This window comes from Labrys sp. 22185 (assembly GCF_052045555.1).
In the GTDB taxonomy this organism is placed as follows: Bacteria; Pseudomonadota; Alphaproteobacteria; order Rhizobiales; family Labraceae; genus Labrys; species Labrys neptuniae.
Map to the genome: position 1 here is coordinate 647,469 of NZ_JBQEPH010000001.1, position 20,455 is coordinate 667,923.

Genomic DNA, 20,455 nt, shown 5'->3' on the forward strand with positions numbered 1-20,455 from the left:
TCGCTGGTGATCCATGGATTGCAAGACGACATTCACTTGGGCGGACGGGCGATACACCTTTGCCCTTCCGCTCGGCCAGCTCGAGGAGCTGCAGGAAAAGGCGGACTGCGGCCCGCTGGCCTTGTTGCAGAGGATGCGGAACGGCACCTGGCGCGAGGCGGATCTCCGGCAAACCATCCGCCTCGGCCTGATCGGCGGCGGCCTTGAGCCCACTGCGGCCCTTCGGATGGTGGAGCGCTATGTCTATCCGGCTCGCCCTCTGATGGAAGGCCTGCTGCCGGCCCAGTCCATTCTTGCTGCCGCCCTTTGGGGCGTCGAGGATGACCAGCCGGGAAAAGACCAGGCGGACGGGACGGCGGAGCCCGGCCTCGCCGAAACGGAAAGCTCCGCTTCTCCGAATTCTACGGCGCCGGAGCCGTGATGGGTTTTTCCCCGGCGGAAGTTGGTGCGATGAGCCTATGGCAGTTCAATTGCTGCTGGTCGGCCTTCATCGCGTCGAAAACCGGGGAGGAGGGTGTCGCGGATATGAGCGATGCTGAATTTGAGGCCGCTGCCTCAATGATCTAGATGCAGTTGCACCGAGAGCGACCCCTGATCGAGGGCCGCCGGAGTGTCGAGTATTACTTGATGCTCTCAAGTTCGGGGAATGCCTCGAAAGGTTTGCCATCGCAATAGGTTTCAGGGTGGCCGGATTTCTGCGTGATCTTCCCGTCTTGAAAGACGTAGCCATCCAGTTGCTGGCCGACATAGGCGCCGAAGCGGTTCTTGGCATTTGCTTTGACGCAAACCACCCAAGCGTACTTCCCATATAATTCGTTCTTCGCCGGAACAGGCTTGCTGATCTCGGCGCTTCGTATCGAATAAGGGTCGAAATAATTGCTCTTCGCGTTCGCAATTATCTGGGCCTTGTAATCAAGGGGCATTGGCCCAACCGACGAAATAGCTTCCTCGGGTTTGACTTCCTTAGTGCATGCCGCAAGCGCGAGCATCATCGCAATTAGCGCAATTCTCCTAGTCATGGTCCCCCAGCGATGCCTACAGATGTTGAACGCCTCATCGTTACACTTGAGGCGAGCACGAAGAAATATGAAAATGCGCTCGCCAAGGCCAAGTCGCAGACCGACCGGCAGGCTTCAGCCATCGATCAGCGCTTCAAGAAGTTGTCGCAGCAGATCGATAGCAGCATGGAGCGTGGCAACAAATCCATGGCGCGCGGCTTCGACGCGTCGGGCATGTCGCGATCGTTCAGCGGGCTGGCGCAGAGCCTTCGTAGCACGACAGGGCTGGTCGGTATCATCACGGCCGCCGTCGCGGCTGCCGGCGCCGGCGTGGTGAACTACGGCGATCGCTGGAACGCCATCGGCAACCGGTTGAAGACGGCCGGCATTGCGGTTCGCAACATTGGCGACGAGCAGAGCAGGGTCTCGTCGGTTGCACTCAAGGCGCATTCCGAGCTTGAGGCGACTTCCGATCTCTACGTGAAAATGCTTGGCGTTTCCCAGTCCCTGGGGCAGGCGAACAGCTCTGCGGCCGATGCGACGCAGGCTGTCGCGCAGGCACTGTCTCTTGCCGGCGTCAGCGCGGACGCGGCAAAGGGGACAATCACGCAGCTCGGCCAGGCCCTCGGCTCCGGCGTGCTGCGTGGCGACGAATTCAACTCCATCATGGAATCGCTCGGTACACAGAGCCCGCTGATCCGGTCGATTGCACGAGAGTTCGGCGTTTCCGCCAACGAACTGCGCGGCTTGGCAGCGGCAGGACAATTGACGTCCGATCGCGTGTTCAAGGCTATCGTCGCTGCCAAGCCCGAGATCGAAGCGCTTGCCGACGGCACGGTGCCGACCTTGTCGCAGGCTTGGACCGATCTCGACACGGCCACCACCAAATGGGTGGCGACCATGGTGGGTGGCGAGGAGGCCGCCAACAGCGTTGCCGCTGCGATGGCCGATCTCGCCAAGAAAATCGACGGCGTCTCCCAGGCCTATGAGGATGCGCAGAAGAAGCGCCAGGCTTTCGACGACGAGGCGACCCTGAAGGCGCCGCAGCTCATCCGCGACAATATCGCTGAGATCGAGAAGCAAATTCAGGCGGAACAGGCTGCCGGCGCCAGCGAGGATTTCCTCGCTGGCCTGCGCAGCGCCTTGCAGGCCGAACGGGATCGGCTGAAGGAGGCCGAGAAGGTTGCCAGCGTCAAGAAGGAAGAGCTGGCCACCGTCCAGAAGATCACCGATCTGCAGCAGGAGTTGCTGCGCGAGGCGGCACGCACCCGAGGCACCAGCGGGCATGCCAATCCGGTGCAGGACATGCTTGACAAGCGCTCCCGCGATGCCGGCCTGTCCACCAAGGAAGCGGAGATCGCCAAAGCGACCGACGACATCGTCGAGGCGATGAAGAAGGCGGGGACGAAGCTGACGGGCTTCGCTCTTCAGGATGCTGCCCGGGCGCAGGCTGAGCGCGAATACTCGCTTCGCGCTGGCGTACAGGCCACCGAGGCGATCGTTAAATCCTACGTCGATCGGGTGGTGAAAGCCGAGAGCGGCGGCGATCCGCGTGCGAAGAACCCAAATAGCACGGCAACCGGCGTCGGGCAGTTCATCGAAAGCACCTGGATCGCCCTGTTCCGCAAATACTACCCGCAGCAAGCGGAAAGCATGGGGCGCGACGCCATTCTCGATCTCCGCAAGGATGGCAACATCTCGCGAGACCTTATCGAGAAGTATGCAGCTGAAAATGCCGCTGTTCTCCAGAAGGCTGGCGTATCGGTCAATGAGGCGGCTTTGCAGCTGTCGCATTTCCTCGGAGCCGGCGACGCTGCGAAGGTGCTGAAGGCGGCGCCCGGCACGCCCTTGCAGGGACTGATCAGTCAGAAATCGATCAATGCCAACCCTTCGATCCTTGGGGGCGGCCGCACGGTCGACGATGCGATCGCGTACGCTCGGCGCCGCGCCAATGACACGCGTGTCGCGGCGGGCGACCTGACGGCGGACGAACGGCGTAAGCAGACGCTGGATGAGATCATCAAGAAGAACCAGCAGGATATCGATGGCCTGAAACTAAAGGGGGCGGCACTTACTCAGACAGCCTACCAGACTGAGTATCTCGCCAAGCGCCAGGAGTTGCTCAACGAAGCAACGCAATCCGGAATTGCCCTGACGCCGCAGGTGGTGGCGTCGCTGGAGGCTGAAGCTCGAAAATATGCTGAATCTGCTGTTGCGCGAGAGGCGGCTCAAAAGAAATTCGATGAAATGATCGACGCCCAGCGGGAGTTCGCAAATCTGGCAGTGGATGGTCTCACCGGCCTGATCGACGGCTCCAAGGATCTGAAGGGAGCCCTGGAGGATGTGTTGAAAAGCCTCATCCGCCTTGTGCTCCAGGCTGCCCTGTTGGGTGAGGGGCCGCTCGCTGGGCTGTTTGGCGGAAGCAGCAAAAGCGGCGGACTGCTCGGCGGTTTGTTTGGGGGGCTTCTGGGGGGCTTTTCTGGCGGCGGCTACACCGGGGCAGGTGGCAAGTACCAGCCTGCAGGCATCGTTCACCGGGATGAGTATGTTTTCGATCAGCAGGCAACCAAGCGGATCGGCGTTGCGAACCTTGAGCGTTTGCGGCGTGGCCTCCCTGGCTTCGCCAATGGCGGTTTTGTGGGCGCCGGCTTGCCGACGAGCTTCAAGGTGTCCGCGGTCGGCGCTGCGGCAGCGCCCGGTCTCGTCCTGAATATGCCGATGAGCTTCGACGCTCGCGGCGCCTCCGCCGACGCCATCCCGGCCTTGCGCCGGGAAATGCAGGTGATGCGCCAGCAGATCCGGCAGGAGGTTCCGAGCCTGGTCCTCAATGCCCGCAAGCGGGGGTCTCTCTGATGGCAATCACCTATCCCCGTGCAATGCCGGCCGGCTGCCAGGCGACCGATACCATGCGCCTGATCCGGACGGAGGCGGCTGCGATGCTCAATTCCGGCGCTACGCAGGCGATCCAGCTGGCGCCGCCGCGGTGGCGCTGCGACTACACGACGAAGCCGCTCAGCATGGCCGAGCGGCGGCCGTGGCGCGCCTGGCTGGACAGCCTCAACGGCGCGCTGCGCACATTCCTCGGCCATAGTCCGCTGCAGGTCTGTCCGGGCGCCTATCCGGGCGGCTTCGCGGGCATGAGCCGGGCTTCGGGCGGCGCCTTCGACGGGACCGCGCAGGCTTCGGCCGTGTCGGCGACCGGGATCTCGATCATCGGCCTGCCGGCCGGCTTCGTGATGGGGGCGGGCGATCTGCTCGGCCTGGTGCAGAACGGCAAATATGGGCTCTACCGGATCATGGAGCCTGTCGTCGCAGCCGGCAACGGCACGGCGTCGGTCACCTTGTCGCCGGCCGTGAACACGAGCCTGTTCTCGATCGGCGCCACGGTGAACTTCGCCAGGCCGGTCTGTGAAATGATCCTCGATCCCGCCACGGCGCCCGATGCCTCGGCCGAGCTGTCGCGCAAGCCCGTGACCTTCACCGGCATTCAGAGGCTGTACTGATGGCCCGCGTCATTTCGCAGGCGCTGCTCGACGCGCTCAAGGCCGGGCGCGTCGCCAGGGCCGATCTCCTGCTGTTCGACTTCCCGTCGGGCCTGTACGGCTTTTTCTCCGGCGAGGGGACGTTCACCTATAACGGCGTCACCTATAAGGGCGCCGGTTCGCTGTTTCAGGTCGACGCGATCGGCGGCGTTTCGGACGGCACGGCCGTGCCGATGAATATCCGCCTCAACGCCTCGGCCGAGCTGCCGATGAACATGCTCGCCTCGATCGAGAACGAGATCTATCGCGGCCGTCCCGTCACCATGGCCCGGGCCTATCTCGATCCGGACAGCTACGCGCTGCTGTCGGTGGAAACCGTGTATCGCGGCTATATCGACACGATCGACCACGTCGAGAGCAAGGGCGAGGGCGCGATCGGCGACGCCAGCCCCGGCGAAGCCTATCTCGAGGCCCATGTCGAAAGCCGCGCGCTGGACATGGGCCGCTCCGGCTGGCGGCGTCGCTCCGATGCCGATCAGCGCACGCTCGATCCGAATGACGGTTCGCTGCGTTACCTGCAATCGACCGCCACCGCCGAAATCTGGTGGGGCCGCGTCACGCCTCGCCGGGCGCGATAGCTCGCACCCGGGCACGCTGACGCCCTTCAAGGGAATTCCTTCATGACACGTCTGGAAGGCTGGGAAAGCGCCCTGTACGCGGCGCTCGCCCCGCATATGGCCGCGCCTTTCGCATGGGGCGCCTCGGATTGTTTCCTGATGGCGATGGACGCCATGCGGGCCGTCACCGGGGAAGATCCCTATGGCGAGCACCGCGGCCGCTACAAGACGGCGGCCGGCGCCATGAAGCGCATCCGCGGCAAGGGCTTCCGCGACCTCGAGGGCGCCATGGATGCAATCTGCGAGCGGGTGATCCCGGCGATGGCCCAGCGCGGCGACATCGTCAGCATCGTGGCCGATGACGGCATCGCGCTCGGCGTGGTGGTCGGCGACGGCATCCTCTGCAAGGCGCCGGCAGGCATCCAGATCAATCCGCTCTGGACGGCGCTGCACGCCTGGCGGGTCGGCTGATGGGGTTCATCGCTTCAGCCGTCTCGGCCGTCATAGGCTTCATCGGCTCGCTCAGTGTCGGCGGCTTCTCGATCGGCCGGGCGTTGCTCGGAATCGGCCTTTCGCTCGGCCTGTCGGCCCTGCAGAAGCTGCTGGCGCCGAAGCCCAAGGCGACGCCGTCCGGCGTGCAGCTAAATCTGCAACTGGGCTCCGATGTCGGCCGGCAGGTCGTGTTCGGCCGCATCGCCACGCGCGGGCATCTGGCCTTCTTCCAGACCTCGGGCGAGGAAAACAAGCGGCTGGAGCTGGTCTACATCCTGTCGGAAGGCTGGTGCGACGGGCTGGAGGCGGTCTGGATCGGCGGCAAGAAGAAGACGCTGACGCAGCTGTCGACCGACGGTAACGGCATGACCACCTATTCGATCGAGGGCTATGGCGGCTTTGCTCGGGTGCGCTTCCATGACGGACGGCCGGGCCAGGCGGCGGATGCGATTACCGTCGCCAATTCGGCGAGCCGGCTGACGATGAACGATCGCTTCGCCGGCATGTGCTACGCCGCGGTGACGCTGATCTATGATCCGGACCAGTTCGCCTCCGGCCCGCCGGAGTTCACCTGGCAGATGCGTGGCTATCGCTGCTACGACGTGCGCAAGGATAGCACGGCGGGCGGCACCGGCCTGCATCGGCTCAATGATCCCGCCACCTGGCAATGGACCGAGAACGGCGCCATCCATGGCTACAACTTCCTTTCCGGCATCGTGGCCGAGGGGCAGGTCGTTCTGGGCCCGGGCATTCCGTCTTATGATTTGATCGCCTCGACATGGATCGCGGCCGCCAATGTCTGCGACGAGACGGTGGCCCTGACGGCAGGCGGTACCGAGCCGCGTTATCGCTGCGCCTATGTGCTGGTGGCAGAGGATGCCGATTTCCGCTCGCTGATCGAGCCGGTGATCCAGACCATGGCCGGGTACCTGATCGAGTATCAGGGTGCGTTCGGGCTTCTGGCCGGCGCGGCACAGGTCAGCGTCGTCACCATCACCGATGCCGATTTCCGGGTCGGGCCGGAACAGCGCTTCAGCCTGGGCCTGTCGCGCACGGAGCGGACCAACGAGGTGTACGGCCAGTTTGTCGATCCGGCCGCCGGCTACCAGGCCAATTCCTATCCGCCGATCATTTCGGCCTCGGCCCGGGCGGAGGATGGCGAGCCCCTGCGCGTCTCGCTCGATCTCGCTGCGGTGCCCAGCGGCACGCAGGCGCAGCGCATCGGGACGGCGCGGCTGCGCGAAACCAGGGCGCAGGCGAACGGCACCTTCACCCTCGGCAATCACCTGCTGTTCCTCGATCCCGGCGACTGGATCACCTGGCAGTCGGCCCGCTATGGCTGGACGAAGCTGTTCCGGGTGATGACGCGCCAGCTCAATCTCGACGACAGCATCACGGTCGCCCTGCGCGAAGTAAACTACCAGATCTATGCCTGGTCTTCCTCGGATGAGAAGCCGATCGAGATCCCGGGCGGCGCGCCCGGCGATCCCGGCTATATGTCGACCGTGTCGAGCTTCTCGGCCGAGGCGATCATGATCGACGCGGAATCGGGTGCGCAGCGGCCGGCCGTCAAGCTGACATGGACGCCGGTTGCCGATCCGACCGTCGACGCGGTGATCATCGAATATCGGCGCATCAATGCCGTGGCGGCGACGCGCCTGCGCGACGACAGCCCGGAAGATGGCGCCTACGTCTTCGACACGGTCGGGGCAGGGGATCAATACGAGTTCCGCGCCACGATCGCCACCACGCCCGTGCGGCCGACCACGTGGACCACATGGGTGGGCGTGCAGGTCGGCCAGTCGCAGCTGCCGCCCGGCTCGATCAATTTCGACGACCTGGCCCAGTCGGCCAAGGATGCCTTCAAGCCGATCGTGCCGATCCGCTATCTGGCGCTGGCGACGATCGAGGAGGCGACGCAGTCCTTCACGCAGGAAACCTCGAACCACGTGCAGGATACCAATGCCCGCGCCTCCTTCACCAGCCAGATCCGGCTGCAGGTGAGCGCGACGGAAGCCCTGGCGACGAAGGTCGATATCCTCGAGGCGCAGGTCGGCGAGGATATCCAGGCGCAGATCGCGCAGGAAGCGACGGCCCGCGCCAATGCCGACGGCGCCCTGTCGCAGCGCATCGATACGGTGAGCGCCACGGCGAACGGCAACACGGCTGCGATCCAGACCGTGTCGCAGGCCGTGGCGAGCGTCGACGGCAAGCTCTCGGCGACATGGATGGTGACGCTCGATGTCGACGGCAAGATCGCCGGCCTGAAGGCCTATAATGACGGCACGGTCTCGTCGTTCCAGCTCACGGCCGATCACATCATCATCAACGCGCTGGCTGATCTCAGCATCAACACCGGGGCGCTCAACGTCTCCGGCGACATGAACATCGGCAACAAGATCTTCTTCCGTCCCGGCTCCAATCCCCGGATCGAGATCTATGACTGACGTCTGCCGCATGATCCTGGGCGCCGACGGCAACGGCGCCTATGGTGTGTTCGTGACGCTGCCGGGCTTCGATGCCCGCACGGCCGATCCCGCCGACAATCTCAAATGGGCGTTCCGCTCGGACTGGTCGCGCATCGAGAACTTGCACCAGGTCGGCCGCGTGACAGGTCTCGGCCCATCCTCAAGCCTGCAGAAGCGCGTCGACTTTCCGGCCTTACCCTACATCCCCTTCGTTTCCGTGCGCTACGAGAGCGCCATCGGCACGATGCAGGATGATCCCTGGTGCAAGGGAAACTATGTGGAGCAGGCTTATTTCACGCCGCTTCGCGTTCATGTCGGTCTCGATTTCTTTCGCGTGGGCTTCCCGGTTGGCTCCAGTCAATCGGCGGCATCACCGGCCGTGCCGGCGAGCGCGGTCTATTTCATCTGGAAGATCCCCGTTGCGGTGCCGGCCTGATGCTGCGCGTCCTGATGTCGACCAATCCTGCGCGGTTTCGGGTGTCGAAGCCCGGCTTCGATGCCGGTACCGGCGCCACCGACGACATGCTGATCGATACCGACAATGTCACCGCCAAGGTGATCATGGCCGGGCGGCTGCAGCTCAGCGGTACGATCGTCGTGCCGTTCGGCGTCACCCTCGAGGCGGTGCCGGCGGTCGACATGCAGAGTTCGGAGGGCGCCGGTTACAGCCTCGTGCCTTTCCGCAAATGGGGCTACGCGCAGGCACTGGTGACCTGCAAGCCATCCACCACCAATCTCACCTTCAAGAATACCGGCACGACGGTCTGGCTGACCTATGTCGTCGTCGCCGTGAACATGCCGAGCTGAGGATCCATGGTGCAAAGGGCGCGTTTCGGCTTCCGGCCCAGTGACGGCAAGCCGCAATTCCGCATCGTGTTGCCGGGCGTCGATATCGACGCGGCGACCTGGGCGCAGATCGTGTTCGACGCCGACTATGCTGTCACGCGGCTCGCCTATAGCGGATCGGTCGCCTATAGCGGCGCGCAGGGGCGGAACTTCCAGACTCTGCTGACCTGGCCGGACATGGGATATATCCCCTTCGCCCTGATCGCGGCCTATAGCGCCAACGGCTATCGCTTCTACCAGTCCGATCCGCCGATCGGCCCCTATGGGCCGACCTGGGCAGGCGAGGCCATCATGGCCTGCACCTATATGGCGACCTACAACGACATCAACTCGGTCGACGCGACCGTGACGCGCACGGGCCTGCAGGCTCGCAGCTGCTTCTCCTTCTCCGGCCAGCTCACCTATGCGGTGTTCGGCATTCCAGCAGGGTAAAATCCATGATCATTGAATATATGGGGCCGCTTGGCTTTGCACCGGGCATGATCACGCACGTCATCATGGTCTATCGGCCAGAACTGGTCGACCATATGCGCGCCAATGGCGCCGCCTTCATCGAGGTCAGCGAGACATCGGCCGATCCGGACAAGCGCTATGTCGACGATGGCCAGGTCAAGGATCGGCCGATCGCGCAGATCGCGCTGACGGCCGGCCAGATCGTCGCCGACGGCGTCGACACGGCGATGCTGCAGGGCGTTCCGGCCGGCTGGGAAATCCGCATGGACGGCAGCGCCTTCGGCATTGCGGACGGAACCGACATCGAGATCGTGTCCAGCGAGCCGCACGCCTATGCGATCGAGGCTGTGGGGCCATGGCCCTACCAGCCTTGGCGGGGGCAGGTCCTCGCTGTCGCGGCGGACTGATTTCCTCCAGCTTGAAATCACCGCTTAACACATTGTAATCGCTAATTTTTTAGCCGATTTCCTCGCCGCCCTTCGGGGCGGTTTTTTCATGGAGCCATCATGAAGCTCACCCTTTTCCCTGACATGGCTGCGAGGCGGACCGAGGCGGAAGGTCTCGTCGACCGGCATTTCGGGCCGGAGATCGGCCGGCTCTGCCAGTTCGGCGATCTCTATCGCCGCAAGGTCGAGGAGGCGCGAGACGTGATCGCGGGTAAGGGGCCTGGCCCGCTGATCTGCGCCGAGGCCGATGCGCGAGGCGATTTCGTCGACTTCATCGCCGAGACGATCCTGGCCAAGTCCGCCGCAAACGCCGAGGCGCTCGCAGAGGTGGAGCAACAGCGCCTTGCCGCCAAGAGCCTGGTCCGCGCGGCTGCGACACCTGCCGCCCTCGAAACCGTCCTGTCCGATCTGGGAATTTCGCGATGAGCAATCTCATTCTCGCCGTCACCGTCACCTGCACGGCCGGCTCCACGGCCGCGGCGATCGCCGGCAACCCGATGAAGGGCGACGGCCTGGCGCCGACGGTCACGGAAGGCGCCTGGCTGATCGTCGACATGGGCGGCGGCATCTTCGCGCAGGTGCCGGTTGCGGCCGATGCGACCGTCGACAATGCCCTGACGCTGCTGCACCCGCTGCCGGCTGCCGTGACCGGCGTTCAGGGCTGGGTCGCCGTCGATCCGGACAAGGACAGCGTCGCCATCGCCACCATGCAGGCGGTGCAGGCGATCCGCGCCCGCTTCACGCCGGCCTCGGTCTGGTTCACCGGCAACGGGCCGCCGTCGAACGATATCGGCGTCGATGGCGATCTCTACCGCGACTATGACGAAAGCCCGCCGATCGAGTATCGGCGCGACAATGGCGCCTGGGGCATCTCGCCGGCCGCGACCGTGCTGCCGTGGAACGCGCGCGGCGATTGGGCGGCCGGCACCACCTATGCCAAGCAGGATCTGGTCACCTATAACGGTTCGTCCTGGCTGTCCCGGGTCGACGCCAACACCGGCAACACGCCGACGACGGCGGCCGCGCAGTGGCAGCTGGTGGCGCGCTCCGGCGATCAGATCCTGATGGGGGCGGGGGCGCCAGCCGTCGGCCTTGGCGTCGATGGCGCGGCCTATATCAACACCAGCAATGGCGACCTCTACAAGAAGTCGGCCGGAGCCTGGGGCGCTCCCCAGGGCAACATCAAGGGGCCGCAGGGCAATGCCGGGCCGGCCAACACGCTCGCGATCGGCACGGTGTCGACGGGGCCGGCGGCGGCCACCATCACGGGCGCCTCGCCGAACCAGACGCTCAACCTGACGATCCCCAAGGGCGATACCGGCCCCGCCAACACGCTGGCGATCGGCACCGTGGCGAGCGGCGCCAGTGCCGGCGCCACCATCACCGGAACGGCGCCGAACCAGACGCTCAACCTGACCTTGCCGAAGGGCGACACGGGCAGCACCGGCCCGGCCGGCCTGACGCCGAAGGGCGCGTGGTCGAGCGCGACGGCCTATGTCGTCAACGACCTCGTGACGAGCGGAGGTTCCTCCTATCGCTGCAAGGTGGCCCATACGAACCAGGCCGTTACCAACACGACCTATTGGGAGTTGTTCGCGCAGAAGGGCGCCGACGGCACCGGGGCCGGTGACGTGGTCGGACCGGCGGGAGCGGCTGCCGGCGAAATCGTTGTATTCGACGGCGCGACCGGCAAGCTGATCAAGCGCCCGGGCGGTACGGCGACGTGGGATCCCGTCGGTGGCGGCCTGACCCTGACCGCCGTGTTCGCCGGCCTGTCCGGCATCAACTTCCAGAACAACGATACCGGCGACAGTGGTTCGTCGATGGCGCAACTGCGCACCGGTCGGGCAAATTCGTTCCTTCGAATCTCTACGATCAATTATCCGGCAGCGACCAGCGCGACCGCTGTCTGGGGGCAGATCCTCGCCGGCGGCGCCATGGACCGCATCGCCTATCAGGCGCCGGCCCATGAGTTCTGCACCATGAACGGGGCGACGCTGTTCGGGCGATTTGACACCAGCGGCCTCAACATTCCCAGCGGTCGGGCCTATCAGCTCAATGGCGTGCCGGCGCTCGGCAATTTCGCGGGCTTCGTCTTTGCCAACGCGAACCTCACCCTTACGGCGGCCGATCACGGCAAGGCGGTGCAGGCCAGCGCCACCACGGCCTTCAACATCATGCTGCCGGTCGGCGGCGCCTGGGGGGCCGGCGTGGCCGGCCCGACCATCCGGGTGTTCAACCACGGCACGGCGAACGTCACGCTCGTGCGGCAGGGTAGCGACTTCATCTATTGCCCGCCTGCCGGCCTGGGCAGCGCCAACACCTCGCTGACGCTGCGGCCTGGCGAGGATGTCGAACTCATCAATCGCGGCGGGACGGAATGGGATGTCTGCGGCGGCAGCTGGCTGCTTTCCAACGCCGTGAGCATTCCTCCCAAGGCGCTCTCGGGATTGAGCGCCGGCTTTGCCATCGGCGACCTGCTCTACGCCGACAGCACCACCACGCTCGCCAAGCTCGCCGACGTGGCGGGCGGCAACGTGCTGCGCTCCGGCGGCGTCGGCGTGGCGCCGTCCTGGGGCAAGGTCGGGCTGACCACGCATATCACCGGCACGCTCGCCGTCGCGAATGGCGGCACCGGCCTGACTGCGGTCGGCGCGGCCCTGCAGGTGCTGCGCACCAATGCCGGCGCGACGGCGACGGAATGGGCGACGCTCGGCACGGCCGCCCTGTCGGCTTCGACCGATTTCGCCACGGCAGCGCAGGGCGCCAAGGCCGACACGGCCGTGCAGCCGGCCGCGCTCTCGGCTTATGAGAAGGCGGGCGAGCAAGTCGGCATCAACACGCAGACCGGCACGGCCTACACCCTGGCACTCGCCGACAAGGGCAAGATCGTCGAGATGAACAATGCGGGCCCCAATACGCTGACCATCCCGGCGAATGCGACCGTCGCCTTCCCCGTCAACAGCCGGATCGACCTGTCGCAGTTCGGCGCCGGCCAGACGACGATCGCCGCCGATGCCGGCGTCACCATCCGTTCGGCGGGCGGCAAGCTGAAGCTCACGGGGCAATATTCCGGGGCGACGCTCTACAAGCGTGGCTCCGACGAGTGGGTGCTGGTCGGGGATCTGGCGGCATGAGGTTCGGGCTCGGTTTCGTGAAGGCGAATTCCGCCCTGCCGCCCGTGCCGGCCCAGCTGCTGGCGCATGGCGGCAAGTTCGACTCGCCGGCCGTGACGACCTACTCGCTGCCGATCACGGTGCCGGCGTCCAGCAAGACGCTGTATCTGCTGGTCGGGGCAGGCGTCAGCATTACCTCCAGTAGCCAAAGCTTCAGCTCGGTGACGTGGAACGGTATCGCCGGAACGTCTCTGGTGCAGACGATTTCCAGTAATTCCTTCAGGGGCGCGCTGTTTCTGATCGCGGTGCCGCCGCGCGGCAGCCCGACCACGGCGGATGTTATCTGCAACTATAGCAGCGGGTCAGGCGGACAGAACAAGGCGGTCGCGGCATGGATCCTGCCGGATATCGCGTCGACCACGCCGACGGACACTGCCGGCGCGAACTCCAACGGGGCCGCCGGCGGTCTTAGTGTGGCTTTGACCACCACCGCCAATGATGTTGCCGTGGCCTATGTTTTTCAGGGCTTCACCACGGCGGGCGCCGGCAGCGTCACCTGGACTGCCAATGTGACCGAGGACTTCGACGCGACCGAGGATGCGTCGTCTGTCGCTCTGCATTCGGGAGCGCGCGGGACCTTCAACGCGACCGGCTCCAAGACGATCACCTCGACGCCGTCGAAGACGGCAAGCGGTCGCGCCCTGGTCGCCGTGTCGTTCCCGCTGGCCTGACGGCCCTTCTCCTCGCAACACTCCGAGATCTCCCGACATGAAGCTCGTCCCCAATTGGCGCGCAGTGCTGCGCCATGCCTGGAGCGTGCGCCTGCTGCTGCTCGCCGCCGTGCTCTCCGGCCTCGAGGCGGCCCTGCCGCTACTCGCGCCCTATCTGCCGATCCCCGATCGCCTCTTCGCCGCGCTGACCGGCCTCACGGTCGGCGCGGCCCTGTTTGCCCGTTTCCTCGCACAAAAGGGAGTTTCCGATGCCGGTCCAAAAGATCAGGCCGACTAAGCGCGCCTCCGCTGCCATCGCCGCCGTGCTGGCCACGGCGACCACGATTGGCGGCGTCCTCTATGTGAAGCAGCCGGGCGGGGATGCCGCGCCCGCCGCCGTGGCGCTGGCGGCCGATACGCTGATCAAGCCCTGGGAGGGGCGCGAGCTGCGCGCCTATTTCGATCGCATTGCCCGGCCGCCGCGCTGGACGATCTGCGACGGCGACACGCAGAACGTCAGGGCCGGCATGGTCGAGACGCCGGCCGGCTGCGACCGGCGCCTGAAGCGCCGGCTCGGCGACGAGTTCTATCCCGGCCTCAAGGTCTGTATCGACGGTTTCGAGAAGCGGCCGCTGGCCTGGCAGGCGATGATGATCTCGCTCGGCTGGAATGCCGGCGTCGGCACGGCCTGCAACTCGACGGCGGCACGCCTCGGCCGGGCGGGGCAGTATCAGGCCAGCTGCATCGCGGCAACCGCCTACAACAAGGCGGGCGGGCGCATGGTGATCGGCCTGGTGAACCGGCGCGAGATGGGCGACGCCTCCCGAATCGGCGAGGCCGAACTCTGCGTGTCGGGGCTGCAGCCATGAGCATGGCCCTGGCCTTCCTCTCGACCGGCCTCGGCCGAGCCGTCGCGGCGATCGGTATCGTGATCGCCGCCTATTTCTACGGCTACAGCAGCGGCCGTCACGAGCAGGCGAGGCTCGACAATGTCGCCGCCCTGAAGGCCGAGCTTGCCACCACCAAGACGGATCTGGCCATCGCCTCCGCCCTGGCCGGCATCGCCGAGGATGAAACCCGCGCGGCCGAGCGGGCCGTCGCCGAAAACCGGGACAGGATCGATGATTATCAGAAGGCCTTGGCCGCTCGGCCGGATGCTCGCTGCGCTCTCGACGCTGATGATGTGCGCCGCCTGCGCGCGCTCAACCCCGCCCCTTGAGCGAGGGCTCCCGCCGGCGCCGTTGCTGATGGCGCCAGTCCCGGTGCCGGCGATCCATGAAGGCCAGGATGCCCGCTTGCTGGCAGCGCAGGCGCTTGGCTCGACGGCAGCCGCAAACGACCGACTGACACGGTCGCGACGCTGGTATGAGCAGCTTCGGCACTGCTACGCGGCGCCGGCCGATCCCGCCTGTGCGAAGGAGGCAAGGCCATGAATGACCAATCTGCGAGCGAGAAAGAGCATTGGGTCGTGGACAAGAAAATTCCGGTTGCCCTCGTGATCACCCTGCTTGTCCAGACGGGTGGCGTCGTCTGGTGGTCGAGCCAGCTTAACAGCCGCGTCAACATGATCGAGGAGCGTAACATCAAGCTCGAGATCGAGATCGGCAAGCTGAAGGACAATGGCGGGGAGATCCGCGAGCGGTTCGCGAAGGCCGAGACGACCATGCTCGCCTTTGTCGAGACGACGCGACGGATCGAGGCCAAGCTCGATCGCCTGATCGATGACAAGCAGCCGGGTCGTAGTGCCGGGCCTCGCTGAAACAAAGAGAAGGCCCGGCCGCATGGAGGTGGCCGGGCAAGTTGGTTGCCGCAGCGTAGAGCTACGCCGCGCCTAAAAATACCGGCGTTCCCATGCGATGCAACCTAAAGTCGCACCGGATGAGGCTTATGCCGCCAAAGACGATATTACCGCAGATCGGGTACTATCCTCGATCTTGCTCTGCACGCGATCAAGATCGCCAGCGACCACGACAAAATGGCTATCGCTGAAGAAGATCGTGGTCGAATTGCCGTCGGACTCAAGAAAGCAAATTTGCGAGACGTTGATTGCGATCACGTGATTGTCGTAGGCTCGATTGAACCTGCAAAAGACAGGAAGCATGGGCGTTATCCTCGGGTGTGATCGGCCCTATGCTGGCACCGAGCGGGCGCGCACGCCCTGACGCGACGTGACTCTCCAAACCAACCTACAGATTAGGCGGTGGTTGTCGATACTGACCTTACGTCATTCTCCCGGAATAATTGCCTACGGCGGCGCGCCGGGAAGTCGGGCTGTCGCGTATGTCAATAGTTGTCAACGAAGATGTGAACGGTTTGTTCCCCAACTTCTGCGAGCGCCGAGAAAAACCCGGCGCTGTCGGACGCCGGGCCAAGGGGTTGCCTGCGACGCATCATTGCGCCACGAAGTGAACTGTGGAGGTAGGGCGTAATTCGAACGTGATACGTCATCTGCCGCAAACTGTCCCCGCGGCCCCCTCGAAATGCCGGCACCGTGGAAATTGACGCGTCGCCTCAATTCGTTCATTTTTTGTTCTCATCATAAAGGGAGAACAGGCGATGCAAACCGAGGCATTCAAGATGGATATGGATTTCCTCATCGTGCTGCGGCACGGCCAGGTGAAGTCATGCCGGGAGCAGCTGGAAGACTTCCTCAACCGGTCGTTTCCGGCCTATCGTTTCGGTGTCGGGGCCGACCATGCCGGCCTCATCGGGGATGGCGAATTCTGCATCCTGCCCGTGCTTTCGAATGGCCCGGCCAAGGATCCGACCGGTGACGCGATCAAGATGCGCCCCTATCCGACGCCGGATGTCATCCGGGCGATCGGCAAGGCGGTGAAGGAGTTCCGGTCGGGCGAGGCGGGGAGGGCGCACTGATGGCCCTCTCCTTCATTTGCAATCCCGAAGGCATGCACTTCTGCGTGCAGGAGTGGGATGATCGCGGCATGAGCATCGTTCAGACTCTGGCCGCAGCCAAGAAATTCTCCGTGGCGAGTTTCGCCTTCGACGAGGCCATAAGCGAGAACCCGCGTTTGAACATCACCCTGCAGCAGGGAACAAGGGTGATCCGCAAGTCGCGCGATGGCTAGATTGGATCGAGGATATCGGGCTCGTTATAGGCCGGTGAATTCACCTTGGTGGAGATCGGCCACATATCCATCAGCTCGGCCGGGAAGGGCACGATCAGGTCGCGCGGATCGGGCTCGATGTTGGCGAGCCAGCGATCATAGTCCTTCGGGTGCAGGATGAGCGGCATCCGATCATGGATCTGGCCGACCAGGCTGTTCGGCGCGCAGGTGACGATAGTAAAGGTGCGCCGAATCTCCTGCGTGGCCTTGTCCGTCCAGCTCTCCCAAAGGCCGCCAAGGGCGAATTTGGAGCGATCCTTCATGGCGATGGCGTAGGGCTGTTTCTTCGTGCCCTTCTTGATCGGCTTGCCATCCTCGAGGATCTTCATCCACTCAAAGAAGGCGTCGACCGGGATCAGGCAGCGCCGGCTCTTGTAGGCGCCTCGGAAGCTCGGTTTGGCCGTCAGATCCTCGCCGCGCGCATTGATGGGGTAAGGCCAGTCGTTGGGGTCCTTCACCCAGCTTGGCATCAGCCCCCATTGCAACAAGTCATGGACATAGCGATTGGTGCCGGGCTCGCGGCGGATCACCCATAGGAACTGGCGCGGCGACCCGTTGTAGTGCGCACGCCAGGCGGCAGCGATCGTCTCCTCGGTGGCGCCCATTTCGGAGAAGAGGCCGGGCAGCTCCGGCCCGGATTGGTGTACGCGGCCGCACATGGCTGCTCCTCAGAATGGAATTTCGCGGGGCGGGCGCTTGCGGCCGGGTATCAGCTGATCGAGCTGCGCCTCGAGCTCCTCGTTGCATTTCACGCCCAGCATGCAGTGATCGGCGAGGCTGCTCAAGGCGATGGCGGCCTCGACCTTTGACCAGCCGGCAGCGACGGCTTCATCGATCACGGCCAGAAAGGCCGGCTCCATAGCCTCTTCGCATTCCGGTATGCGATCGGAGATATCAAGCTCTCGCCCTGGTCCTGGCATCGGTGGTCGCTGCTGGTCGGCCATTCCGCCCTCCTAAACACAAAGTTTAGTGTTCCGACACGGGCGAAAACCATAGCAGTTTCAAGAGGGCTTTCCACACTGGTTTGTCGGAACGGGCATTGAAGCCGCTCAAGAGACAAGCGACTTGTAAGTATAACTCCGCCGACGTAACACTACTATATAAATCGATACGGTCTCGGCAGCATGTCTGCCTAAATTACTAAAGGCGACGAACACGATGGCAGCACGAAAGGTAACGGGTCGTGGAGGGAGGGAATCGCTGATACGCGCCTTCACTATCGAAGGCTTATACGGGTATCGGACAATAAGCCTTGCCTCCGAACATGCCGCCACAATCGTCATTGCGAGAAATGGGTCGGGAAAAACAACCCTAATGGCTGCACTGGATGCATTTTTGCGATGCCAGTTCGCAAGGCTACGGGATCTGGATTTCGAAATAATTCGATGTCGCCTAAGAAACGTGGAAGATGAACTCGTCCTCACACATGTAGACGTAGAGCAATTAGCCTACGCAATTGACAACTCTGAGATTGTTCATTTTGCGAGACTATGTGAGACTGATCCCGCTAAATTGGTTTCCTTTATAGAGAAAATTTCGGACACGGACCGGGATGCAAATGACGCGTGGGAAGACTATCAGGTATTTAACTCGATAGTTAAGAAAAATGACTATAATAGGCGTGCTGCAATTGCGGAGTGCGAGCGTCTTCGTAAAATATACTACGAAATGAGCCCTAATATAAGTATATTGCGGCAAATTATATCAACCGCTATGGCGGATATCGACTTAGTATATCTTCCGACGTACAGAAGAATCGAATTGCCGCTTAGCGAGAAGGAAGAACAATTAGGCATACGGTCTCGGTCATTGCATGCTCGAAACCGTCGTACGCGCCTCACCTTCAATGATTCCGGGCTTTTTTCAGGTGATGTGCATTTCGGTTTGTCCGATATTGGCGAGCGCCTCTCTGAGCTGAATCAGATCCTGCTTGCCAGCTCAAGCCTGAGCTACAGGCAGATTAGTGCCGACATAATAAATGAGATGCTCGATGGTACATTCGAACATTTTCAGGTTTCACATCAGCGAATTCCTTCATCCGACGAGCTGGAGCTATATTTCTCGCGTTTAAAGGCGGGAGGGAGGCGCATCGGCCCCTATGAAGTATCAATTCCGAATATCGAGAAGATATATAGTGGGAAAGGTATATCCAGAGATGCAAATAAATTCCTAACTTACTTTCTAAGTAAATTGAACGTCTCTATTCAGGCGACCAGAAATATCGAGGTTATGGTCGAGGAATTTGTTAATATTTGTAACAAGTATCTGGCTAGGATAGAGGTGAGTTCGGATGGAGAAGATTATGCAAAGGATCTCATAATCGACCCTGATGCTAAAATGCTTTTCTTGAATAGGACCAATCTATCGGTATATGTCGAGCATATGCATCTGAATCGAAAGATTCCGCTGAACTCACTCTCTTCTGGTGAGAAGCAAATGATCTCTTTATTTGCGAAGCTGTTCTTGTATGAGAAGGAGAAAGTTGTCCTAATCGATGAGCCGGAGCTTTCGCTGTCAATCGACTGGCAGCGGCAGTTAATCGTGGATTTTTTAAGTGCTCCACGTTGTAGGCAGGTGATTGCAATTACGCACTCTCCTTTCATATTTGATAATGAACTTGAACCCTATGCGCGTTCGATGAAATCCGAGCTTAGCTCGACCGCCACTCGCTACGATACGAACGAAGAAGAGCCGGACTTGGATGAGTAAAATATCTTCTAAATCGAATGTTCCGGACGACTTGGTCGAGCGCGCGAAAAAGGCCCGCGAAACGTCGGCAGCTTTAAAAATCCAGTTGATTAATTTGCGTCAAAAAATACCTCAACGACTAATATTCGTCTTCGAGGGAAAGGACGATGTAACAGCATATATGCACTGGATAAAGCGAATAGACTCCAAGATCTCATTTGAACCTTTCGTCTGTAACGGCAAGAGAAATGTATTAAGCTTGCGGTCATCTGTACAGCGCGATACAGACGATCTTGCTGATGGAGTATATTTCTATATAGATCGTGATTTTGACGATAGTGCGGGTGCCGAATTAGGTACCGATATTTTTATGTGCGAAGCTTACTCGATTGAGAACTACCTCGTTAATGAAGAAGTGCTCGAAGAACTTCTTAAGGACGAGCTGCAATGCCACGGATTCCCTGAGGCGAGAGAGGAAATTATAAGGCAATTTTCTAAAGTATACAGAGAATTTCTTTCGGTAACGTGCGATCTTAATTTCTATTTGTATTGTGGCAAGAAATTGGGGTCCGATTTGGCGAACTCTGTTCCTGACAAAATCAATAAGATTGTAGCGGTATCGTTAGATGGCGTCGCGGAATTGGATCCGCCGGTCGAAAAGGCGATAGAGGCAGCTATCAAATCACATGCACAGTTCAGTGACGGCCTCCGTGCAGATTTCGAGTTGATGGATCCGCCTATGCGGTTTCGGGGCAAGTTTTCACTGATGTTTTTTTTCAGATGGCTCGAGCTTCTGGCTCGTGAGCGCATTGATCGGCTGACTGCCCTCACCGCGAGTTTGTCGCCTGTAACCCGCACCAGATTCTCGCAAATCAATATCGGAACGATGGCGGCCCGTTCTGCAATTCCTAAGGGCTTGGCGGAGTTCGCAAAAGCTGCCAACGAAGGCAATCGCGGCTGAATGTTATGTTTTAAACTCTTGAGCAGACACTGTGTTGGCGACGCGCTCGGAGT

26 protein-coding genes are annotated in these 20,455 nt (G+C 62.2%); 22 read left to right on the forward strand and 4 right to left on the reverse strand.

Annotation, left to right across the window (positions count from 1 at the left end; all coding sequences use genetic code 11):
- Nucleotides 1-13: 13 nt before the first annotated feature.
- Nucleotides 14-421, forward strand: a complete 408-nt coding sequence (locus tag ACTJKX_RS03015) for a gene transfer agent family protein (protein ID WP_440724323.1) — start codon at nucleotides 14-16, stop codon at nucleotides 419-421.
- Nucleotides 421-567 (forward strand): hypothetical protein, encoded by a 147-nt coding sequence (locus ACTJKX_RS03020; RefSeq protein ID WP_440724324.1) that lies wholly within the window; start codon nucleotides 421-423, stop codon nucleotides 565-567. Before ACTJKX_RS03015 ends, ACTJKX_RS03020 begins: the two co-directional genes overlap by 1 nt.
- Nucleotides 568-620: 53 nt before the next feature.
- Here the strand turns inward: ACTJKX_RS03020 and ACTJKX_RS03025 are convergent, their stop codons facing one another.
- A complete protein-coding gene (locus tag ACTJKX_RS03025) occupies nucleotides 621-992 on the reverse strand; it encodes a hypothetical protein (RefSeq protein ID WP_440724325.1) in 372 nt (123 codons plus the stop codon).
- Between the two features lie 192 nt (nucleotides 993-1,184).
- On the opposite strand from ACTJKX_RS03025, the gene ACTJKX_RS03030 reads away from it, so the two are divergent.
- The 16 genes from ACTJKX_RS03030 to ACTJKX_RS03105 all read left to right on the forward strand — a co-directional run bounded on the left by ACTJKX_RS03030 (nucleotide 1,185) and on the right by ACTJKX_RS03105 (nucleotide 15,387).
- A complete protein-coding gene (locus ACTJKX_RS03030) occupies nucleotides 1,185-3,851 on the forward strand; it encodes a tape measure protein (protein WP_440724326.1) in 2,667 nt (888 codons plus the stop codon).
- A complete protein-coding gene (locus ACTJKX_RS03035) occupies nucleotides 3,851-4,501 on the forward strand; it encodes a hypothetical protein (protein ID WP_440724327.1) in 651 nt (216 codons plus the stop codon). Before ACTJKX_RS03030 ends, ACTJKX_RS03035 begins: the two co-directional genes overlap by 1 nt.
- The gene (locus ACTJKX_RS03040) at nucleotides 4,501-5,118 is read left to right on the forward strand and encodes a DUF2163 domain-containing protein (RefSeq protein WP_440724328.1); all 618 of its coding nucleotides are present in this window, start codon (nucleotides 4,501-4,503) and stop codon (nucleotides 5,116-5,118) included. Before ACTJKX_RS03035 ends, ACTJKX_RS03040 begins: the two co-directional genes overlap by 1 nt.
- A gap of 42 nt (nucleotides 5,119-5,160) precedes the next feature.
- A complete protein-coding gene (locus ACTJKX_RS03045) occupies nucleotides 5,161-5,568 on the forward strand; it encodes a DUF6950 family protein (protein ID WP_440724329.1) in 408 nt (135 codons plus the stop codon).
- Nucleotides 5,568-8,036: a phage tail protein gene (locus ACTJKX_RS03050; protein WP_440724330.1), complete on the forward strand. Its 2,469-nt coding sequence runs from the start codon at nucleotides 5,568-5,570 to the stop codon at nucleotides 8,034-8,036. The genes ACTJKX_RS03045 and ACTJKX_RS03050 overlap by 1 nt, the downstream gene beginning before the upstream one ends.
- Complete coding sequence (locus tag ACTJKX_RS03055; RefSeq protein WP_440724331.1) at nucleotides 8,029-8,493, forward strand: hypothetical protein; 465 nt, start codon at nucleotides 8,029-8,031, stop codon at nucleotides 8,491-8,493. Before ACTJKX_RS03050 ends, ACTJKX_RS03055 begins: the two co-directional genes overlap by 8 nt.
- The gene (locus ACTJKX_RS03060) at nucleotides 8,493-8,864 is read left to right on the forward strand and encodes a hypothetical protein (RefSeq protein ID WP_440724332.1); all 372 of its coding nucleotides are present in this window, start codon (nucleotides 8,493-8,495) and stop codon (nucleotides 8,862-8,864) included. The genes ACTJKX_RS03055 and ACTJKX_RS03060 overlap by 1 nt, the downstream gene beginning before the upstream one ends.
- A 6-nt stretch (nucleotides 8,865-8,870) precedes the next feature.
- Nucleotides 8,871-9,335, forward strand: a complete 465-nt coding sequence (locus ACTJKX_RS03065; protein ID WP_440724333.1) for a hypothetical protein — start codon at nucleotides 8,871-8,873, stop codon at nucleotides 9,333-9,335.
- A 5-nt stretch (nucleotides 9,336-9,340) separates the two neighbouring features.
- Nucleotides 9,341-9,763 carry a hypothetical protein gene (locus ACTJKX_RS03070; RefSeq protein ID WP_394308430.1) on the forward strand — a complete coding sequence of 141 codons (423 nt, stop codon included), beginning with the start codon at nucleotides 9,341-9,343 and terminating at the stop codon, nucleotides 9,761-9,763.
- A 99-nt stretch (nucleotides 9,764-9,862) separates the two neighbouring features.
- Nucleotides 9,863-10,228 (forward strand): hypothetical protein, encoded by a 366-nt coding sequence (locus ACTJKX_RS03075; protein ID WP_440724334.1) that lies wholly within the window; start codon nucleotides 9,863-9,865, stop codon nucleotides 10,226-10,228.
- Nucleotides 10,225-12,939 carry a hypothetical protein gene (locus ACTJKX_RS03080; RefSeq protein WP_440724335.1) on the forward strand — a complete coding sequence of 905 codons (2,715 nt, stop codon included), beginning with the start codon at nucleotides 10,225-10,227 and terminating at the stop codon, nucleotides 12,937-12,939. Before ACTJKX_RS03075 ends, ACTJKX_RS03080 begins: the two co-directional genes overlap by 4 nt.
- Entirely contained in the window at nucleotides 12,936-13,649 is a 714-nt protein-coding gene (locus tag ACTJKX_RS03085) for a hypothetical protein (RefSeq protein WP_440724336.1), read from the forward strand. Before ACTJKX_RS03080 ends, ACTJKX_RS03085 begins: the two co-directional genes overlap by 4 nt.
- Before the next feature lie 37 nt (nucleotides 13,650-13,686).
- Entirely contained in the window at nucleotides 13,687-13,926 is a 240-nt protein-coding gene (locus ACTJKX_RS03090; protein WP_149251111.1) for a hypothetical protein, read from the forward strand.
- Nucleotides 13,898-14,497 carry a lysozyme gene (locus ACTJKX_RS03095; protein ID WP_440724337.1) on the forward strand — a complete coding sequence of 200 codons (600 nt, stop codon included), beginning with the start codon at nucleotides 13,898-13,900 and terminating at the stop codon, nucleotides 14,495-14,497. The genes ACTJKX_RS03090 and ACTJKX_RS03095 overlap by 29 nt, the downstream gene beginning before the upstream one ends.
- A complete protein-coding gene (locus ACTJKX_RS03100; protein WP_440724338.1) occupies nucleotides 14,494-14,847 on the forward strand; it encodes a hypothetical protein in 354 nt (117 codons plus the stop codon). The genes ACTJKX_RS03095 and ACTJKX_RS03100 overlap by 4 nt, the downstream gene beginning before the upstream one ends.
- A 210-nt stretch (nucleotides 14,848-15,057) precedes the next feature.
- Nucleotides 15,058-15,387 (forward strand): hypothetical protein, encoded by a 330-nt coding sequence (locus ACTJKX_RS03105; protein WP_440724339.1) that lies wholly within the window; start codon nucleotides 15,058-15,060, stop codon nucleotides 15,385-15,387.
- A gap of 126 nt (nucleotides 15,388-15,513) precedes the next feature.
- On the opposite strand, the gene ACTJKX_RS03110 is transcribed toward ACTJKX_RS03105, so the two are convergent.
- On the reverse strand, nucleotides 15,514-15,729 hold the full coding sequence (locus ACTJKX_RS03110) for a hypothetical protein (RefSeq protein ID WP_440724340.1): 216 nt from the start codon (nucleotides 15,727-15,729) through the stop codon (nucleotides 15,514-15,516).
- A 455-nt stretch (nucleotides 15,730-16,184) separates the two neighbouring features.
- On the opposite strand from ACTJKX_RS03110, the gene ACTJKX_RS03115 reads away from it, so the two are divergent.
- Both ACTJKX_RS03115 and ACTJKX_RS03120 read left to right on the forward strand, forming a co-directional pair.
- Nucleotides 16,185-16,502, forward strand: coding sequence for a hypothetical protein (locus tag ACTJKX_RS03115; protein WP_440724341.1), 318 nt, complete (start codon nucleotides 16,185-16,187; stop codon nucleotides 16,500-16,502).
- Nucleotides 16,502-16,714: a hypothetical protein gene (locus ACTJKX_RS03120; protein ID WP_440724342.1), complete on the forward strand. Its 213-nt coding sequence runs from the start codon at nucleotides 16,502-16,504 to the stop codon at nucleotides 16,712-16,714. The genes ACTJKX_RS03115 and ACTJKX_RS03120 overlap by 1 nt, the downstream gene beginning before the upstream one ends.
- Here ACTJKX_RS03120 and ACTJKX_RS03125 read toward each other — a convergent pair.
- Nucleotides 16,711-17,412 (reverse strand): SOS response-associated peptidase, encoded by a 702-nt coding sequence (locus ACTJKX_RS03125; protein WP_440724343.1) that lies wholly within the window; start codon nucleotides 17,410-17,412, stop codon nucleotides 16,711-16,713. The genes ACTJKX_RS03120 and ACTJKX_RS03125 overlap by 4 nt on opposite strands.
- Before the next feature lie 9 nt (nucleotides 17,413-17,421).
- On the reverse strand, nucleotides 17,422-17,697 hold the full coding sequence (locus ACTJKX_RS03130; protein WP_440724344.1) for a hypothetical protein: 276 nt from the start codon (nucleotides 17,695-17,697) through the stop codon (nucleotides 17,422-17,424).
- Between the two features lie 214 nt (nucleotides 17,698-17,911).
- On the opposite strand from ACTJKX_RS03130, the gene ACTJKX_RS03135 reads away from it, so the two are divergent.
- Both ACTJKX_RS03135 and ACTJKX_RS03140 read left to right on the forward strand, forming a co-directional pair.
- Complete coding sequence (locus tag ACTJKX_RS03135) at nucleotides 17,912-19,462, forward strand: AAA family ATPase (protein WP_440724345.1); 1,551 nt, start codon at nucleotides 17,912-17,914, stop codon at nucleotides 19,460-19,462.
- Nucleotides 19,455-20,402 (forward strand): DUF4435 domain-containing protein, encoded by a 948-nt coding sequence (locus tag ACTJKX_RS03140; protein WP_440724346.1) that lies wholly within the window; start codon nucleotides 19,455-19,457, stop codon nucleotides 20,400-20,402. The genes ACTJKX_RS03135 and ACTJKX_RS03140 overlap by 8 nt, the downstream gene beginning before the upstream one ends.
- The last annotated feature ends 53 nt before the right edge of the window (nucleotides 20,403-20,455 follow it).

Coding starts and splice junctions, on each gene's coding strand:
- ACTJKX_RS03015 (WP_440724323.1), top strand. CDS start 14: ATGGATTGCAAGACGACATTCACTTGGGCGGACGGGCGATACACCTTT.
- ACTJKX_RS03020 (WP_440724324.1), top strand. CDS start 421: ATGGGTTTTTCCCCGGCGGAAGTTGGTGCGATGAGCCTATGGCAGTTC.
- ACTJKX_RS03025 (WP_440724325.1), bottom strand. CDS start 992: ATGATGCTCGCGCTTGCGGCATGCACTAAGGAAGTCAAACCCGAGGAA.
- ACTJKX_RS03030 (WP_440724326.1), top strand. CDS start 1,185: ATGGAGCGTGGCAACAAATCCATGGCGCGCGGCTTCGACGCGTCGGGC.
- ACTJKX_RS03035 (WP_440724327.1), top strand. CDS start 3,851: ATGGCAATCACCTATCCCCGTGCAATGCCGGCCGGCTGCCAGGCGACC.
- ACTJKX_RS03040 (WP_440724328.1), top strand. CDS start 4,501: ATGGCCCGCGTCATTTCGCAGGCGCTGCTCGACGCGCTCAAGGCCGGG.
- ACTJKX_RS03045 (WP_440724329.1), top strand. CDS start 5,161: ATGACACGTCTGGAAGGCTGGGAAAGCGCCCTGTACGCGGCGCTCGCC.
- ACTJKX_RS03050 (WP_440724330.1), top strand. CDS start 5,568: ATGGGGTTCATCGCTTCAGCCGTCTCGGCCGTCATAGGCTTCATCGGC.
- ACTJKX_RS03055 (WP_440724331.1), top strand. CDS start 8,029: ATGACTGACGTCTGCCGCATGATCCTGGGCGCCGACGGCAACGGCGCC.
- ACTJKX_RS03060 (WP_440724332.1), top strand. CDS start 8,493: ATGCTGCGCGTCCTGATGTCGACCAATCCTGCGCGGTTTCGGGTGTCG.
- ACTJKX_RS03065 (WP_440724333.1), top strand. CDS start 8,871: ATGGTGCAAAGGGCGCGTTTCGGCTTCCGGCCCAGTGACGGCAAGCCG.
- ACTJKX_RS03070 (WP_394308430.1), top strand. CDS start 9,341: ATGATCATTGAATATATGGGGCCGCTTGGCTTTGCACCGGGCATGATC.
- ACTJKX_RS03075 (WP_440724334.1), top strand. CDS start 9,863: ATGAAGCTCACCCTTTTCCCTGACATGGCTGCGAGGCGGACCGAGGCG.
- ACTJKX_RS03080 (WP_440724335.1), top strand. CDS start 10,225: ATGAGCAATCTCATTCTCGCCGTCACCGTCACCTGCACGGCCGGCTCC.
- ACTJKX_RS03085 (WP_440724336.1), top strand. CDS start 12,936: ATGAGGTTCGGGCTCGGTTTCGTGAAGGCGAATTCCGCCCTGCCGCCC.
- ACTJKX_RS03090 (WP_149251111.1), top strand. CDS start 13,687: ATGAAGCTCGTCCCCAATTGGCGCGCAGTGCTGCGCCATGCCTGGAGC.
- ACTJKX_RS03095 (WP_440724337.1), top strand. CDS start 13,898: ATGCCGGTCCAAAAGATCAGGCCGACTAAGCGCGCCTCCGCTGCCATC.
- ACTJKX_RS03100 (WP_440724338.1), top strand. CDS start 14,494: ATGAGCATGGCCCTGGCCTTCCTCTCGACCGGCCTCGGCCGAGCCGTC.
- ACTJKX_RS03105 (WP_440724339.1), top strand. CDS start 15,058: ATGAATGACCAATCTGCGAGCGAGAAAGAGCATTGGGTCGTGGACAAG.
- ACTJKX_RS03110 (WP_440724340.1), bottom strand. CDS start 15,729: ATGCTTCCTGTCTTTTGCAGGTTCAATCGAGCCTACGACAATCACGTG.
- ACTJKX_RS03115 (WP_440724341.1), top strand. CDS start 16,185: ATGCAAACCGAGGCATTCAAGATGGATATGGATTTCCTCATCGTGCTG.
- ACTJKX_RS03120 (WP_440724342.1), top strand. CDS start 16,502: ATGGCCCTCTCCTTCATTTGCAATCCCGAAGGCATGCACTTCTGCGTG.
- ACTJKX_RS03125 (WP_440724343.1), bottom strand. CDS start 17,412: ATGTGCGGCCGCGTACACCAATCCGGGCCGGAGCTGCCCGGCCTCTTC.
- ACTJKX_RS03130 (WP_440724344.1), bottom strand. CDS start 17,697: ATGGCCGACCAGCAGCGACCACCGATGCCAGGACCAGGGCGAGAGCTT.
- ACTJKX_RS03135 (WP_440724345.1), top strand. CDS start 17,912: ATGGCAGCACGAAAGGTAACGGGTCGTGGAGGGAGGGAATCGCTGATA.
- ACTJKX_RS03140 (WP_440724346.1), top strand. CDS start 19,455: ATGAGTAAAATATCTTCTAAATCGAATGTTCCGGACGACTTGGTCGAG.